The following is a 14470-nucleotide window of genomic DNA, read 5'->3' on the forward strand; positions in this document are numbered from 1 at the left end:
CCGCCCTTCTGGTCGCTGCCATCCGCTTCCGGCCCGCGGCTTCGGGTGAGCGGCCGCGGGTCAGCTGGGCCACGCTCTCGGCCGGGCTCGCCTATATCCGCTCGCAGCCCGTGGTGCTCGGCGCGATCAGCCTCGACCTCTTCGCCGTGCTGTTCGGCGGCGCCACCGCGCTCCTGCCGATCTTCGCCGCCGAGGTGCTGCATGTCGGGCCCCTCGGCCTCGGGGCCCTGCGCAGCATGCCGGCGGCGGGCGCCGTCACCATGGCGATCTGGCTCGCCTACCGTCCGCTGCGCCGCCACGCGGGCGCCCGGATGCTCCGGGCGGTCGCCGTGTTCGGCCTCGCCATCGTGGTGTTCGGCCTCTCGACCTCGCTCACGCTCTCGATGCTCTGCCTGTTCGTGACGGGCGCGGCCGACATGATCAGCGTCTACGTCCGCCAGAGCTTCGTCCAGGGCGAGACCCCGGACGCCATGCGGGGCCGGGTCGCGGCGGTGAACACGGTCTTCATCGGCGCCTCGAACGAGCTCGGCGAGTTCGAGTCCGGCCTGCTGGCCGCGGCATTGGGCGCCGTGCCGGCCGTGGTGGCGGGCGGCGCGATCACGGTGCTGATCGCGGTGGCGTGGGGCCGGCTGTTCCCGGCCCTGCGCGACCGAGACCGGCTGCTGAAAGAGGGGTGAGAGGTCCGCCTCCACCCCATTATCCATTTCGCGACCAAACCGGTACCGATTATGGATAAACCCTGTTACATCAGCACCTTGATTCACTTTGATGACGGTGGGGCGTCATGGATCCGGAAGCGCCGGGCTACCGGGAACTCGATGGCGATCAGGTGCGCCAGCTCATCAACACCGAGCAGGTGTTCGAGGCGTATCGAGAGGCGCGCGCCGAGCTCGGCGACCGGTTCGCCGGTTCGATGGCCTGGAAGACGGTGAGCGGCGGATCCTACCTCTACCGCGCGCGGGCCGGCACCTGGAAATCGCTCGGTCCGCGAAGCGCGGAGACGGAGGCGCTGCACGCGCGTTTCACGGAGGGGCGAGCTCGTGCCCGCGCGCGCAGCGCCGACCTCGCGCGGCGGCTCGACCGGATGGCGGCCGTCAGCCGCGCCGAGCAACTCGGCAGGATGCCGGTCATCGCCGCGCGCATCCTGCGGGCGCTGGCCGAGTCCGGCCTATCCCGGCCCATTGTCGCGACGGTCGGCACCAACGCCCTCTTCGTCTACGAGCGGATGGCGGGCGTTCAGATCGCCGAGTCCCGGCTCGAGACCGCCGACATCGACCTGCTCTACGACGCGCGGACGAGCCTGAAACTCGTCGCACCGGAGGTGACCGCGAACGGTGTGGTCGGCCTTCTCAAAAAGGTCGATCACTCGTTCGAGATCCTGCGCAAGGGCGGCTTCCGCGCCGCGAACCGGGACGGCTACATCGTCGATCTGATCACGCCGGCCGGGAAGGATCCGATCCGCCCGAGCGAGCCGCGGCGGATCGGCGCCGAGGCGGACGATCTGGTCGCGGCGGAGATCACCGGTCTCGCGTGGCTCGTGAACAGCCCGAAGGTGACGGCGACGGTCCTAGACCTGCGCGGCTACCCGGCGGAGATGGTGGTGCCCGATCCCCGCGCCTTCGCCCTACACAAGGCTTGGCTGTCGTCGCGGGACGACCGCGATCCCGGCAAGCGACGCCGCGACCGGGCACAGGCGGAACTGGTCGCGGCCCTCGTCGCCCGCTACCTGCCGCATCTCGGCTTCGACGATCCGGCCTTGCGGGCGCTGCCCGCCGCCCTGCGCCGGGAGGCGCCGTCGCTGCTCCCGGACGACGCGCCCGAGCGCGCGCACGACCGCCTGGAACCGGACTGGTGAGCGCCCCTCACCGCCCCGCGAGCAGCGGCGACCAAGTCGGATCGGAGGCGTAGGAGGGGGTCGGCACGGGCTGCTCCACCTTGCCGGTGATGTCGACCATGTAGAGCTTGCCGCCGCCCTGGCCGCCCGGATCGCGGAAGAACAGCACGTACTGGCCGTTCGGCGCGAAGGTCGGGCCCTCGTTGTGGAAGCCTTCCGTGAGCACCCGCTCGCCCGAACCGTCCGGCTTCATCACGCAGATGGCGAAGCCGCCCTTGCGCTGGCGCGTGAAGGCGATGAGGTCGCCGCGCGGCGACCACGCCGGCTGCGAGGCCGAGCCCTCGCCGAAGGAGATGCGGCGCGGGTTCGAGCCGTCGGCACCCATCACGTAGATCTGCTGCGAGCCGCCGCGGTCGGACTCGAACACGATCTGCGAGCCGTCCGGCGAATAGGTCGGCGAGGTGTCGATCGCCATGCCGTTGGTGATCGAGCGCTGCGCCTTCGAGGCGAGGTCCATCGTCACGATGTCGGCGTTGCCGCCCTGCTGCACGCTCATCACGAGGCGGCGCCCGTCCGGCGAGAAGCGCGGGCTCGCGCTCATCGAATCGACGTTGCCGACCGCCTGCCGCGTCCCGGTCTCGAGGTTGATCACCTGCACGCGCGGCTGGTGGCCGGTGGCCTGCGCCATGAAGGCGATGTCCTGGGTCGCGGGCGAGTAGCGCGGCGCCACGATGGCGTTCTCGCCGGTGGTGATGGCGCGGACGTTGGCGCCGTCCTGGTCCATCACCATCAGGCGCTTGCGGCGGTTCTCCTTCGGGCCCGACTCGTCGACGAACGCGATGCGGCTGTCGAACCACGGACCGATGCCGGTGATCTTCGTATACACGGCGTCGGAAATGAGGTGGCCGGTGCGGCGGGCGTTGGCCGGATCGGTAGCGTATTGCTGGCCGGTCATCTGCTGGCCCGACGTCACGTCCCAGAGTCGGAACTCGACCTTCAGCCGCCCCCCGCCGTCGCGCGAGACGCGGCCCGTCACGAGGCCCTGCACGCCGGTGGCGCGCCACTTGTCGAAGGCCGGCGCCGCGTCGAAGGCGGGGTTCTCGGGAAAGCGCCCCTTGTCGAGCGGCGTGAAGTAGCCGGAGCGCCGCAGGTTGTTCGCGACCACCCCGGAGACGAGGCCGCCGAGGCTCGGGTCGCCCGCGAAGTCGGCGATCGCGATCGGCAGCGGCTGGAAGGCGCCCCCGCCGATGCGCAGCTGGAGCTGCGCCTGGGCCGGCAGCCCGAGCAGCGCGAGGGCCAGAAGAGGGGCGAGGAAGGCCAGGAGCGTGGCGAGCGGCGCCGTGCGGCGTCGCGGGTGAGCGAGATGCATGCTGGTCAGGTCCGGTCGCTGGATCGGTGCAGGGGGAGCCGGGGCGTCAAGTCGCCGTGAACTCGAACTCCGCGTTGATGGCTTTCCAGTCGTTGTAGAACGGCGCGTACTGGGCCGGGATCTTGTAGGGCGCGCAGCGCCGCACAGCGCGGAGCGCCGCCGAAGCGATCGACTGGTCGGTCGCGTTCTGGCCCGAGCGCATGACCCGGGGTTCGCTGCCCAGCGTCCCGTCCGGGTTCAGGCGGATGTCGAGCACCGGCAGGATCACGCCCTGCGAGGCGCCGGGCGGGGCCGAGTAGCAACGCTCGATCTGCTGCTGCAGCATGCCGACGAGCGCGTCGCGCATCGAGGGCGAGAGCTTCTGCGACGTCCCGGTCGCCGCGCCGAGCGAGGCGACGCGCTGCACGTCGCGGCCCGTGGCACCGGTCGATTGCGAGGGCGACTTCGAGGCGAGCAGGGACTTGATGTCGCCCGCGTTGAACTTGTCGGCGATCTCGGCCTGCTTGCGGGCCTTGGCCTCGGCATCCGCCTTGGCCTTGGCATCCGCCATCGCCTTGGCCTTGGCGGCCTTGGCGGCGGCTTCGGCCTTCGCGGCGGCCTCCGCCTTGGCCTTGGCGGCGGCCTCCGCCTTCTCGCGCTCGGCCTCCGCCTTCTCGGCCATCTGCTTCTGGTGCTCGGCCTCCTTGCGCTCGGCCTCGGCCTTCGCGGCGGCATCCGCCTTGGCCTTGGCAGCAGCCTCGGCCTTCGCCTTCGCGGCGGCATCCGCCTTGGCCTTGGCCTTCGCTTCGGCGGCGGCCTCCGCCTCCTCGCGCTCGATCAGCTTGGCGAGTTCCTCGCGCTTCTCCGCTTCCGCCTTGGCGGCCTCGGCCTTCGCCTTCGCCTCGGCCTTGGCGGCGGCAGCCTTCTCGGCAGCGGCCTTCTCGGCGGCCGCAGCCTTGGCGGCCTTGGCGGCCTTGGCGGCCTCGGCCTTCTCGGCGGCGGCCTTCTCCGCCGCGGCCTTCTCCGCCGCGGCCTTGGCCTCCGCGGCCTTGGCCTCCGCCTTGGCCCGCTCCTCGGCGGGGTCCGGCTCGCTCATGCGCAGCGCCATCGCGTCGGCGTTGGCGACCTTCATGTCGGCGGTGCGGGTGGGCGCGGTCGGCGAATCGACCTTGGCGTTCTCGGGCTCGCGCTCCTCGAACTTTTCCGCTTGCCGGTCGGCACGGGGCTTGGCGTCGGAGAGCGGCTTCTCGGCGTTGCGCTCGCCCTTGGTCAGCTCCGAGAACTGGTTCTCGGTGATCACCTCGACGGGCACGCCCTCCTGGGCCTCCGGCAGCGCCGGGGCCGAGATGCCGATGATTGCGGCGGCCACCACGGCGACATGGGTGCCCACCGAGATCCAGACCCCCGGTTCCCTGCGGTCGAGCTTGAGTGCCACGCTGGCGCCCCGTTATCGCTGGTCGGGCTCGGTGACGAGGGCGACCTTGCGGAAGCCCCCGCCGGTGACGATCGCCATCACCTGGGCGACGCGGCCGTAATCGACGCGCTTGTCGCCGCGCACGAAGACCCGCTCCTCGGTGCCGGACTTCGAGGCCTCGGTGAGCTTGGGCACGATCGTGTCGTCGGAGAGCTCGTCCTCGCCGAGGAAGACCTGGCCGGTCTGGCGGATCGACAGGGTGATGGGCTTGGTGTCGGAGTTGAGCGGGGCCGCCTTGGATTGCGGCAGGTCGAGGGGCACGCCGACCGTCATCATCGGCGCGGCCACCATGAAGATGATCAGCAGCACCAGCACGACGTCGATGAACGGCGTCATGTTGATCTCGTTGATGGCGCCGCCGCGGCGCCCGCCGCGCCGCCGCCTCGTGCCGGCCTTGCCGCCCGCTGCCATGCCCATGGGTTCGGCTCCTTCCGGGTCAGGCGGCGAGCGAGAGGCGCTCGTCGATCTGGCGGGAGAGGATCGCCGAGAACTCGTCGGCGAAGCCCTCCAGCCGCGACTGGGCCTTGGCCACCTCGGCCTGGAGCTTGTTGTAGGCGAGCACCGCGGGGATCGCCGCGAACAGGCCGATCGCGGTGGCGAACAGCGCCTCGGCGATGCCCGGTGCCACGACCGCGAGCGAGGTGTTCTTGGAGGCCGCGATCGAGGTGAAGGCGGTCATGATGCCCCAGACCGTGCCGAACAGGCCGATATAGGGGCCGGCCGAGCCGATCGAGGCGAGGAACAGGAGGCGGGATTCCAGCCGCTCCACCTCGCGCTGGATGGTGACGTCGAGCGTCTTGTCGATGCGCTGGCTGAGCGACTGGATCTGACGGCCCGAGCCCTCGAAGGAGCGCTTCCACTCGCGCATGGCGGCGACGAACACCGCGGCGAGGCCGGTGGCCGGACGGTCGTTGAACGAGCGGAACAGCTCCTCCAGCGAGCGGCCGGACCAGAATGCGTCCTCGAAGGAGTCCATCTCGGCGCGGGTGCGGCGGAACAGCAGGGTCTTGTCGACGATGATCGCCCAGCACCAGACCGAGGCGCTGAGCAGGCCCACCATCACGATCTTCACGACGAAGTGGGCCTGCAGGAACAGGCCGAGCAGGCTCATATCGGCGACCGGTGCGTGGACCGCCATGGCGTCGGCTGGATTCATGGACCTGTTCCTCGGTGCCCCGGAGAGCGCCCGTACCGAAGCGGGCAAGGCTCGCGCTCGGGCCAAATCGTCGAACGATTTCAACGGCAATCGCCGCCGAACGTGTCGAAGTTAGGGCCGTGCCGGGGCCGCCCGCGTCGCCCGGATGCGTGAGGTTCAGTTAAGGCCCTGGCAGGGTTAAGGATTGGTTGCCGGAGTCAGCCTCTGCCGCAGGCGCTCGGGCAGGCGGATCGCCCGTCCGCCGCGCACGCAGGCCACCACCACCTCGGCGCGCACCAGCGCCTCCTCGCCCCGCATCACGGCCTGGGAGAGGTGCATCGAGGCGCCGCGCAGCTCCCGCGTCGCGGTGACGATCGTGAGCGCATCGTCCATGCGGGCGGGCTTGAGGTAGTCGATCTCCATGCGGCGCACCACGAAGACGAGGCCGTCCGCGTCCCGGTGCAGGTCGGACTGGTCGCCGGCCAGGTCCCGCAGCAATTCGGTGCGGCCGCGCTCCATGAAGCGCAGGTAGCTCGCGTGGTAGACGAAGCCCGAGAAATCGGTGTCCTCGTAATAGACCCGCACCGGCAGCCGGTGCGCGTCGGCGCGTGTGGTCGGATCCATGGATGCCCAAGTCTCGAGAGACGCGGGCTTCTAACGACTGGGGCGGCCGATGGCGAGGGCGAGGGACGCCCTCAGATCTCGATCTCGGTGCCCACCTCCACAACCTGCCGGGTCGGCACGCAGAAATAGGCGCCGGTGCGTTCGGCGTTGCGCTGCATGAAGGCGAACAGGTTCTCGCGCCAGGGCATCATGCCCCGGTCGTCGCTCTTCGGGATCACCGTCTCGTGGCCGATGAAGACCGTCATGTCGTCGAGGATCGCGGCCGGCAGATGCCGGTGCTCGACGGCGCAGCGCAGGCCCTCGGGGATCGAGGCGTCCTCCATGAAGCCGTAGCGCAGGATCAGCCGGTAGAAGTCCGGCGCCAGCAGGGTGGCGCGGGCGCGCTCGGTCTCGGGCACCGTCGGCGTCTCCTCGTAGAGCGCCGTGACGATGACGACGCGCCGGTGCAGCGCGTGGCTGCGCTCGACGAAGCGCGACAGGTGCAGCGGGATGCCGTGGGTCGCCGCCGACAGGAAGGCGCCCGTGCCGGGCAGGCGGACGACGTCCCGGTGCTGCAGGTTCGCCAGGAAGGCGGCCTCCGGCTGGCGCATCGCGGCGCGCGCCTCCTCGATCAGATGGTTGCCCCGCCGCCAGGTCAGCATCATCAGGGCGACGAAGCCGGCGAGCACCAGCGGAAACCAGCCACCCTCGAACAGCTTCACGCTGTTGGCGCCGAGGAAGACCAGGTCGATCACGAGGAAGAAGCCGTTGACGGCCAGGATCGCGGGCAGCGCGTAGCCCCATCTGTGCGCGATGAGGGCGGCCAGCACCGTGGTGATCGCCATCAGCAGCGAGACCGCGATGCCGTAGGCGCCGGCGAGCGCGTCCGAGGTCTCGAACACCACGACCGCCGTCAGCGTGGCGGCGGCGAGGAGCCAGTTCACCGCGGGCACGTAGATCTGCCCGCGCTCGTCGGGCGCGGTCTGGACGATGCGCATGGCGGGCAGGAAGCCGAGCTGGATCGATTGCTGGGTCAGCGAGAAGACCCCTGAGATGATCGCCTGCGAGGCGATGACGGTGGCGAGCGTCGCGAGCCCGATCAGCGGGTAGTGCGCCCAGTCCGGGGCGAGGCGGTAGAACGGGTTCTCGATGGCGTCGGGCTCCAGCAGCAGCCCGGCGCCCTGGCCCAGATAGTTGATGACCAGCGCGGGCAGGACGAGGGCGAACCACGAGACCCGGATCGGCCCGGCGCCGAAATGGCCGAGATCGGCGTACATCGCCTCGCCGCCGGTCACCGCCAGGAAGGCCGCGCCCAGCATCGCGAAGCTCACGCCCCAGCCGGCATGGCCCATGAACTCCACCGCCTTCAGGGGGTTGGCGGCGGCGAGGATCTCGGGTCGATGCCAGATCCCGCCGAGGCCGAGCAGGACGAGCACGCAGAACCAGACCAGCATCACCGGGCCGAACATCCGACCAATGAAGGCGACGCCCTTGCTCTGCACGAGGAACAGGGCGACGAGGATCGCGAGCGTGATCGGCACCACGAAGCGCCCGAGGGCGGGGGCGTCGACCTTCAGCCCCTCCACCGCGGAGAGCACCGAGATTGCGGGCGTGATCGCGCCGTCGCCGTAGAGGAGCGCGGCGCCGACGAGGCCGACCACGAGGAGGAGAGCCTGCCAGGTGCCGGGTTTGGCGTGGCGGGCGCCGAGGAGCGCCAGCATCGCCACGATGCCGCCCTCGCCGTTATTGTCGGCCCGCAGGATCAGCACCGCGTACTTGATCGAGACGATCAGGACCAGGGCCCAGAGGATGAGCGAGACGGCGCCCGTGACCGCGACCGGGTCGGCGCTGTGCGCGCCCGGGTTGGCGGCGCGCACCGCCTCCTTGAAGGCGTAGAGCGGGCTCGTACCGATATCGCCGTAGACGACCCCGAGCGCGCCGAGCAGCAGGGCGGGCCTCAGCCGGCCGCGCTCTTCGCCGGCCTCGCTCCCTGCGCGGACCTTGCTCTGGCTCACGTTCGGCTCCGGGCAGGCGCGACCCGACCCGGGTCTGTCGGGCGCTACAACGCGCGACCGGGCTCCCCGGTCCCATCGCGCCGCGAAGGATAAGAAACCTGCGGCCCGCGCGCCACGTCCGCGAGTTCGTCGGGGCAGGGCGCGTCCCGGCCCAGGCAGAGCACGGGGGCGGCGACGCGCGGGCGGATCGCGGCCGCCACGGTCTCCGGCGGCGTCGGCGCGCCGGGGCTCTCGCTCACCGCGACCGCCCGCAGCGGAACGGCGTGGAGCCGCAGGGTCTCGCAGGCGGTGAGCGCGTGGCTGATCGCGCCGAGATAGCTGCCGGAAACGAGGAGCGCCGGGATCCCCAGGGCCTTGAGCCAGTCGAGGCCGGTTGCGTCCGGCGTGACCGGGCTCATCAGGCCGCCGACGCCCTCGATGATCAGGATGTCCTCGGCGCGGGCCATCTCGGCCCGGCACCACCCGACGAGGTCGGGCAGCGCGAGGGCGCGGCCCTCCAATGCTGCCGCCTGATCGGGCGCGAGCGGGGCGACGTAGCGCCAGGGCGAGCAGGCCGCGACGGTCTCCGGTGTCGGCGCGAGCCCCTGGGCGTCCAGCAGCCGGGCGGTGTCGCTCGCGGCGAAATCCGGATGGTCGAGGGGCGGGACGCCGCTCGCCAGCGGCTTCAGGGTGCGGACCCGGCGCCCCTCCGCGATCAGCCGCCGGGTGAGGGCGGCGGTGACGTAGGTCTTGCCGATCTCGGTGCCGGCACCGGCGATGAACAGGGCGGGCATGGCGTGATTGCGATGAACGATGGGGCGCGGCGCGTGCCGCTCTCCCTCCCCCGCAGAGGGGGAGGGACGTCACGCGGGTCAGACCTGATAGGTGCCGTGGCAGTGCTTGTACTTCTTGCCCGACCCGCAGGGGCAGGGCTCGTTGCGGCCGACGCGCCCCCAGGTGGCCGGGTCGGCGGGGTCGCGCTCCAGCACGGCGCCGTCGGCCGAAAGCCCCTGCGCCGCGTAGCCGAGGGCCGGGCCCGCGCCGCCGTCGCTGCCGGAGCCCCGGCCGAACTCGTTCTCGCCGGTGACCGGGTCGAGGTGCTGGGCGAACATCGGCGGCAGGCTCGGCGCCTCGCCCGGGAAGGGCTGAGCCCCCGCCTGGTCCGGCTCCTGGAACATGATCTCGACCCGCGAGAGCTGGCCGGTGACCTGCTCCCGCAGGCTCGTCACGAGGCTGTTGAACAGATCGAAGGCCTCGGACTTGTACTCGTTCAGCGGGTCGCGCTGGGCGAAACCGCGCCAGCCGATCACCTGCCGCAGGTGGTCGAGGGTGACGAGATGCTCGCGCCAGAGATGGTCGAGGGTCTGCAGCAGCACCTGCTTCTCGATATAGGCAGTGACCTCAGACCCGTTCTTCTCGGCGCGCTCGGCGTAGGACTCGTCGGCGAGCTTGCGCAGGCGCTCGCGGATCTCCTCGTCGGCGATGCCCTCTTCCTTGGCCCAGTCCTCCACCGGCACGTCGAGGTTCAGCACCTCGGCGATGCGCTGGGCGAGACCCGCCGTGTCCCACTGCTCCGCGTAGGCGTTCTCGGGGATGTGGGCGGCCACGAGGTCGTCGATCACGCCGTGGCGCATGTCGTCGACGGTCTCGCGCACGCTCTCCTGGCCCATGAAGTCGCGGCGCTGCTCGAAGACGACCTTGCGCTGGTCGTTCATCACGTTGTCGTACTTGAGCACGTTCTTGCGCATGTCGAAGTTGCGCGCCTCGACCTTCTGCTGCGCCTTCTCGATCGCCTTGTTGATCCAGGGATGGATGATCGCCTCGCCCTTCTCCAGACCGAGCTTCTGCAGCATCCCGTCCATGCGGTCGGACCCGAAGATCCGCATCAGGTCGTCCTGCAGCGAGAGGTAGAACTTCGAGCGGCCCGGGTCGCCCTGGCGGCCGGAGCGCCCGCGCAGCTGATTGTCGATGCGCCGCGACTCGTGGCGCTCGGTGCCGATGATGTAGAGGCCGCCGGGCAGGGCCTTCTTGCGGCCCGCGGCCGGGTCGGCCGGCTCGCCGGTGGCCAGCACCTTGGCGCGGTTCTCGGCGATCTCGGCCTTGATCGCCTCGACGGCCGCGTCGCGCTCCGGCCCCTCGGCGACGCCCGCGAGCTCCTTCTCGACCCGCATCTCGACGTTGCCGCCGAGTTTGATGTCGGTGCCGCGGCCGGCCATGTTGGTGGCGATGGTGATCGCGCCCGGCACGCCGGCCTCGGCCACGATGTAGGCCTCCTGCTCGTGGAAGCGGGCGTTCAGCACCGCGAAGCGCTTGGTGACGCGGCCCTCGCGGGCGGCGGCGTAGACGTCGGTGAGCGCGTTCGGGTCGGAATAGTCGAGCGCCGTGTAGCCGTGCTTGCGCAGCAGGTCGGCGAGGTACTCGGACTTCTCGATCGAGCCGGTGCCGACCAGCACGGGCTGCAGCCGGGAATGGGCCCGGTCGATCTCCTCGATGATCGCCTCGTACTTCTCCTCGACGGTGCGGTAGACCTGATCGTCCTCGTCGACGCGCTCGACCTCCTTGTTGGTCGGGATGTCGACCACCTCGAGCTTGTAGATCTCGGCGAACTCGTCGGCCTCGGTCGAGGCGGTGCCGGTCATGCCGGCGAGCTTCTTGTAGAGGCGGAAGTAGTTCTGGAAGGTGATCGAGGCGAGCGTCTGGTTCTCGGGCTGGATCGTCACCCGCTCCTTGGCCTCGAGCGCCTGGTGGAGCCCCTCCGAGTAGCGCCGGCCCTGCATCATGCGACCGGTGAACTCGTCGATGATCACCACCTCGTCGTTGCGGACGATGTAGTCCTTGTCGCGCGTGAACAGGGTGTTGGCCCTGAGCGCCTGGTTGACGTGGTGGACGAGGCTGACGTTGTGGGCGTCGTAGAGGTCGCCCTCCTTCAGGATCCCGGCCTCGCGGAGCGCTTCCTCGATGAACTCGTTGCCCTCCTCGGTCAGCGAGACGGTGCGCTGCTTCTCGTCGAGGTCGTAGTAGGACTTCTGGAGCTGGGGCATGATCGCGTCGACCGCGACGTAGAGCTCCGAGCGGTCGTCCACGGGGCCGGAGATGATCAGCGGCGTGCGCGCCTCGTCGATCAGGATCGAGTCGACCTCGTCCACGATGGCGAAGTTGTGCCCCCGCTGCGCGAGCTGGGACATCTCGTACTTCATGTTGTCGCGGAGATAATCGAACCCGTACTCGTTGTTCGTGCCGTACGTGATGTCGCAGGCGTAGCTCGCCTTGCGCTGCTCGTCGTCGAGCCCGTGCACGATGGTGCCGACGGTCAGCCCGAGGAAGCGGTAGACCCGGCCCATCCACTCGGCGTCGCGGGAGGCGAGATAGTCGTTCACCGTGACGACGTGGACGCCCTTCTCCGAGAGGGCGTTCAGGTAGACGGGCAGCGTGGCGACCAGGGTCTTGCCCTCGCCGGTGCGCATCTCGGCAATGCCGCCCTCGTGCAGCACCATGCCGCCGATGAGCTGCACGTCGAAGTGGCGCTGGCCGAGCACGCGCTTGGCGGCCTCGCGCACCGTGGCGAAGGCCGGGACCAGGATGTCGTCGAGGGTCTTGCCGTTGGCGAGTTCCGCCTTCAGCATGTCGGTGCGCGCGCGCAGGGCCTCGTCCGAGAGCGCCTGAAGCTCGGGCTCCAGCGCGTTGATCGCCGCGACGCGCGGGCGGTAGCCCTTGACGCGGCGGTCGTTCGAGGAGCCGAAAATCTTCTTGGCGAGATTGCCTAGCATCGTGGACCTACGGACGCGCGAGCCCGTCGGCGGCGTACCGCCACGGGCCGGTCTTGGCTGAGTTGGCCGGGCTTATAGAGGTAAACATCGGGTCGCGCACCTGAAAGAGGCGGTGCCCACAGGCGGGTGCTTTCGCGCCGGCCGCGCCTCCGGCCCCCGGGCCGGTACCGTTCGAGGGCCGTCCTCACGATCGGGTGTTCCGGGCAGGGACTGATCTGCGGCGACGCTTGCGTTCGGCACGCGGCCAAGCCACCTGTGTCGCCGAAAGCCGTGCCTCGAACCTTTCAGAAGGTCGTTCAGGATCCCGCACCCGCGGGAAGCGCGGCCGCCGCACGCCGAGGAATTCCGACGCCATGACGAAGCCGACCCATCTCCTGCGCGCCAGCGCCCTCGCGCTCGCCCTCGCGATGCCGGGGCTCGCCTCGGCCCAGGCCCCGGCATCCAAGGCGTCCGAGGCCAAGGCGCCTGAGGCCAAGGCGTCCGAGGCGAAGGCGGCGGAGACGCCGGCCCCAGCGCCGATCGCGCCCGACACGGTGGTGGCCAAGGTCAACGGCCAGCCGATCACCGGCGGCGACCTCGCCGTCGCCTCGGACGACCCGGCGCTCTCGCTGCCCGGCGTGGACGAGGCGCAGAAGCAGGGGCTGCTGGTCGACTACCTCGTGGACCTGAAGGTCGGCGCCCAGGCCGCCGAGGCCGCCAAGGTCGCCGACACGGCGGACTTCAAGCGCAAGCTCGCCTATTTCCGCGACAAGCTCCTGCTCGACGAGTACCTCGAGCGCGAGGCCAAGAAGGCCGCGACGCCCGAGGCGGCGCGCGCGGTCTACGACCAGAGCGTCAAGCTGATGAAGCCCGAGGAGGAGGTGCACGCCCGCCACATCCTCGTCGACAACGAGGCCGAGGCGAAGAAGATCGCCGCGCGGATCAAGGGCGGCGAGGATTTCGGCAAGGTCGCGGCCGAGGCCTCGAAGGATCCGGGCTCGAAGACGGAAGGGGGCGACCTCGGCTGGTTCACCAAGGAGCGCATGGTGAAGGAATTCGCCGACGCCGCCTTCAAGCTGCCGGTCGGCCAGGTCTCTGACCCGATCAAGACCCAGTTCGGCTGGCACGTCATCAAGGTCGAGGAGAAGCGCGTGAAGCCGCTGCCGACCTTCGACGAGTTGAAGGAGCAGATCGACCAGCACCTGATCCGCAAGGCGCAGCAGGACCTGATCCTGAAGCTGCGCCAGGACGCGAAGATCGAGCGGACCAGCGCGGCCCCGCCCTCGCCGAGCGAGGCGAAGCCCGAGGCCGCGGAGCCGAAGAAGCCGTAAGGGAGGAGCGAGGGCGGGGCCGCGCTCCCGGGTTCCCAGAAGCCACATCGTCGTCCCGGGGCCGCGCCAGCGGAACCCGGGATCCATGGACACCGGGCGCCTCGTCCTGCCGCTCCGGCATGCGTGGATCTCGGGTTCGCCAGCGGCGCCCCGGAAGCATGGAGAGACCGTCGGGAGACGGCGCGCCACGCTATCGGGCCGTCGCGGCCGTCGTGGCCCGCATGTCCTCCGCCACGCGGGAAAACCGCGCCCTGCGCCCCGCCTCCGGTTCCACGCGCCGCGTTTTGCCTCTAGCTAGGGGCCCCGGGCCGCGCCGGTGGGCGGGCGAGCGACAAGGATCGGCGGATTTGGATCTCTATCCTGCCACCTCCCACGCGGCGGGCGACCGGCTGGACCCCGTCGCGATCATCGACATCGGCTCGAACTCGGTCCGCCTCGTCGCCTACGATCGGCTCGGCCGCGCGCCGACCCCGATCTACAACGAGAAGGTCCTGTGCGGCCTGGGCCGCAACGTGCTCACCACCGGCCGGCTCAACGAGGAGGCGGTGCGGCGGGCGCTCTCCGCGCTCGCCCGCTTCCGGGTACTCTGCGACACGATGGGGGTGAGGCGCCTGCACGTGCTGGCCACAGCCGCCGCGCGCGACGCCGAGAACGGACCCGACTTCCTGGAGGCGGCGCGGAACGCCTGCGGCGCCGAGATCCAGCTCCTGTCCGGCCGGCGCGAGGCCGAGTTGTCGGCGCTCGGCGTGATCTCGGGCTTCAACGCGCCGGACGGCGTGGTTGGCGACCTCGGCGGCGGCTCGCTCGAACTCGTGGATGTGCGCGGGGCCGTGGTGGGGCAGGGGGTGACGATGCCGCTCGGCGGCCTCGCCCTGCAGGACCTCTCGGGCGGCTCGCTCAAGAAGGCGGCCAAGCTCGTGCGCGAGCACATGCGCAAGGCCGCCCCGCAGCTCGAGACGCTCAAGGGCCGGACCTTCTACGCGGTCGGCGGCACGTGGCGGGCGC

Annotated in this window: 11 protein-coding genes and 1 pseudogene; 4 read left to right on the forward strand and 8 right to left on the reverse strand. The window is 70.6% G+C overall.

All coding sequences use genetic code 11. The annotated features are described in order from the left end of the window. Positions 1 to 677: MFS transporter (locus AX737_RS36950; RefSeq protein WP_197430467.1), on the forward strand; the 677-nt coding region annotated here is incomplete at its 5' end. A gap of 107 nt (positions 678 to 784) precedes the next feature. Then, positions 785 to 1855, forward strand: coding sequence for a nucleotidyltransferase domain-containing protein (locus AX737_RS36945; protein ID WP_066919524.1), 1071 nt, complete (start codon positions 785 to 787; stop codon positions 1853 to 1855). Between the two features lie 7 nt (positions 1856 to 1862). Here the strand turns inward: AX737_RS36945 and tolB are convergent, their stop codons facing one another. The 8 genes from tolB to secA all read right to left on the reverse strand — a co-directional run bounded on the left by tolB (position 1863) and on the right by secA (position 12155). Continuing rightward, positions 1863 to 3203 carry a Tol-Pal system beta propeller repeat protein TolB gene (tolB, locus tag AX737_RS36940; protein ID WP_066919522.1) on the reverse strand — a complete coding sequence of 447 codons (1341 nt, stop codon included), beginning with the start codon at positions 3201 to 3203 and terminating at the stop codon, positions 1863 to 1865. 46 nt (positions 3204 to 3249) lie between these two features. Beyond that, on the reverse strand, positions 3250 to 4617 hold the full coding sequence (tolA, locus tag AX737_RS36935) for a cell envelope integrity protein TolA (protein WP_066919520.1): 1368 nt from the start codon (positions 4615 to 4617) through the stop codon (positions 3250 to 3252). Between the two features lie 12 nt (positions 4618 to 4629). Further along, complete coding sequence (locus AX737_RS36930) at positions 4630 to 5073, reverse strand: ExbD/TolR family protein (protein ID WP_066919518.1); 444 nt, start codon at positions 5071 to 5073, stop codon at positions 4630 to 4632. A 19-nt stretch (positions 5074 to 5092) separates the two neighbouring features. Next, complete coding sequence (gene tolQ, locus AX737_RS36925; RefSeq protein ID WP_066919516.1) at positions 5093 to 5812, reverse strand: protein TolQ; 720 nt, start codon at positions 5810 to 5812, stop codon at positions 5093 to 5095. A 177-nt stretch (positions 5813 to 5989) separates the two neighbouring features. Continuing rightward, the gene (ybgC, locus tag AX737_RS36920; protein WP_066919514.1) at positions 5990 to 6415 is read right to left on the reverse strand and encodes a tol-pal system-associated acyl-CoA thioesterase; all 426 of its coding nucleotides are present in this window, start codon (positions 6413 to 6415) and stop codon (positions 5990 to 5992) included. 71 nt (positions 6416 to 6486) lie between these two features. After that, a complete protein-coding gene (locus tag AX737_RS36915; RefSeq protein ID WP_238231912.1) occupies positions 6487 to 8343 on the reverse strand; it encodes a KUP/HAK/KT family potassium transporter in 1857 nt (618 codons plus the stop codon). A gap of 110 nt (positions 8344 to 8453) precedes the next feature. Then, positions 8454 to 9182 carry a dethiobiotin synthase gene (bioD, locus tag AX737_RS36910; RefSeq protein ID WP_082772891.1) on the reverse strand — a complete coding sequence of 243 codons (729 nt, stop codon included), beginning with the start codon at positions 9180 to 9182 and terminating at the stop codon, positions 8454 to 8456. 78 nt (positions 9183 to 9260) lie between these two features. Then, positions 9261 to 12155 carry a preprotein translocase subunit SecA gene (gene secA / locus AX737_RS36905; RefSeq protein WP_066919510.1) on the reverse strand — a complete coding sequence of 965 codons (2895 nt, stop codon included), beginning with the start codon at positions 12153 to 12155 and terminating at the stop codon, positions 9261 to 9263. 353 nt (positions 12156 to 12508) lie between these two features. Between secA and AX737_RS36900 the strand changes: the two genes are divergently transcribed. Together AX737_RS36900 and AX737_RS36895 are read left to right on the forward strand one after the other, a co-directional pair. Beyond that, positions 12509 to 13465, forward strand: coding sequence for a peptidylprolyl isomerase (locus AX737_RS36900; RefSeq protein ID WP_066919508.1), 957 nt, complete (start codon positions 12509 to 12511; stop codon positions 13463 to 13465). A 347-nt stretch (positions 13466 to 13812) separates the two neighbouring features. Continuing rightward, positions 13813 to 14470, forward strand: a pseudogene (locus AX737_RS36895) (exopolyphosphatase); the annotation flags it as partial.

It is taken from the genome of Methylobacterium sp. CCH5-D2 (genome assembly GCF_001556475.1).
Taxonomy (GTDB): Bacteria; Pseudomonadota; Alphaproteobacteria; order Rhizobiales; family Beijerinckiaceae; genus Methylobacterium; species Methylobacterium hispanicum.

Excerpts from the sequence above, each read along its gene's own strand:
- AX737_RS36945 (WP_066919524.1), top strand. The coding sequence starts at position 785 with ATGGATCCGGAAGCGCCGGGCTACCGGGAACTCGATGGCGATCAGGTG.
- tolB (WP_066919522.1), bottom strand. The coding sequence starts at position 3,203 with ATGCATCTCGCTCACCCGCGACGCCGCACGGCGCCGCTCGCCACGCTC.
- AX737_RS36930 (WP_066919518.1), bottom strand. The coding sequence starts at position 5,073 with ATGGGCATGGCAGCGGGCGGCAAGGCCGGCACGAGGCGGCGGCGCGGC.
- tolQ (WP_066919516.1), bottom strand. The coding sequence starts at position 5,812 with ATGAATCCAGCCGACGCCATGGCGGTCCACGCACCGGTCGCCGATATG.
- ybgC (WP_066919514.1), bottom strand. The coding sequence starts at position 6,415 with ATGGATCCGACCACACGCGCCGACGCGCACCGGCTGCCGGTGCGGGTC.
- bioD (WP_082772891.1), bottom strand. The coding sequence starts at position 9,182 with ATGCCCGCCCTGTTCATCGCCGGTGCCGGCACCGAGATCGGCAAGACC.
- secA (WP_066919510.1), bottom strand. The coding sequence starts at position 12,155 with ATGCTAGGCAATCTCGCCAAGAAGATTTTCGGCTCCTCGAACGACCGC.
- AX737_RS36900 (WP_066919508.1), top strand. The coding sequence starts at position 12,509 with ATGACGAAGCCGACCCATCTCCTGCGCGCCAGCGCCCTCGCGCTCGCC.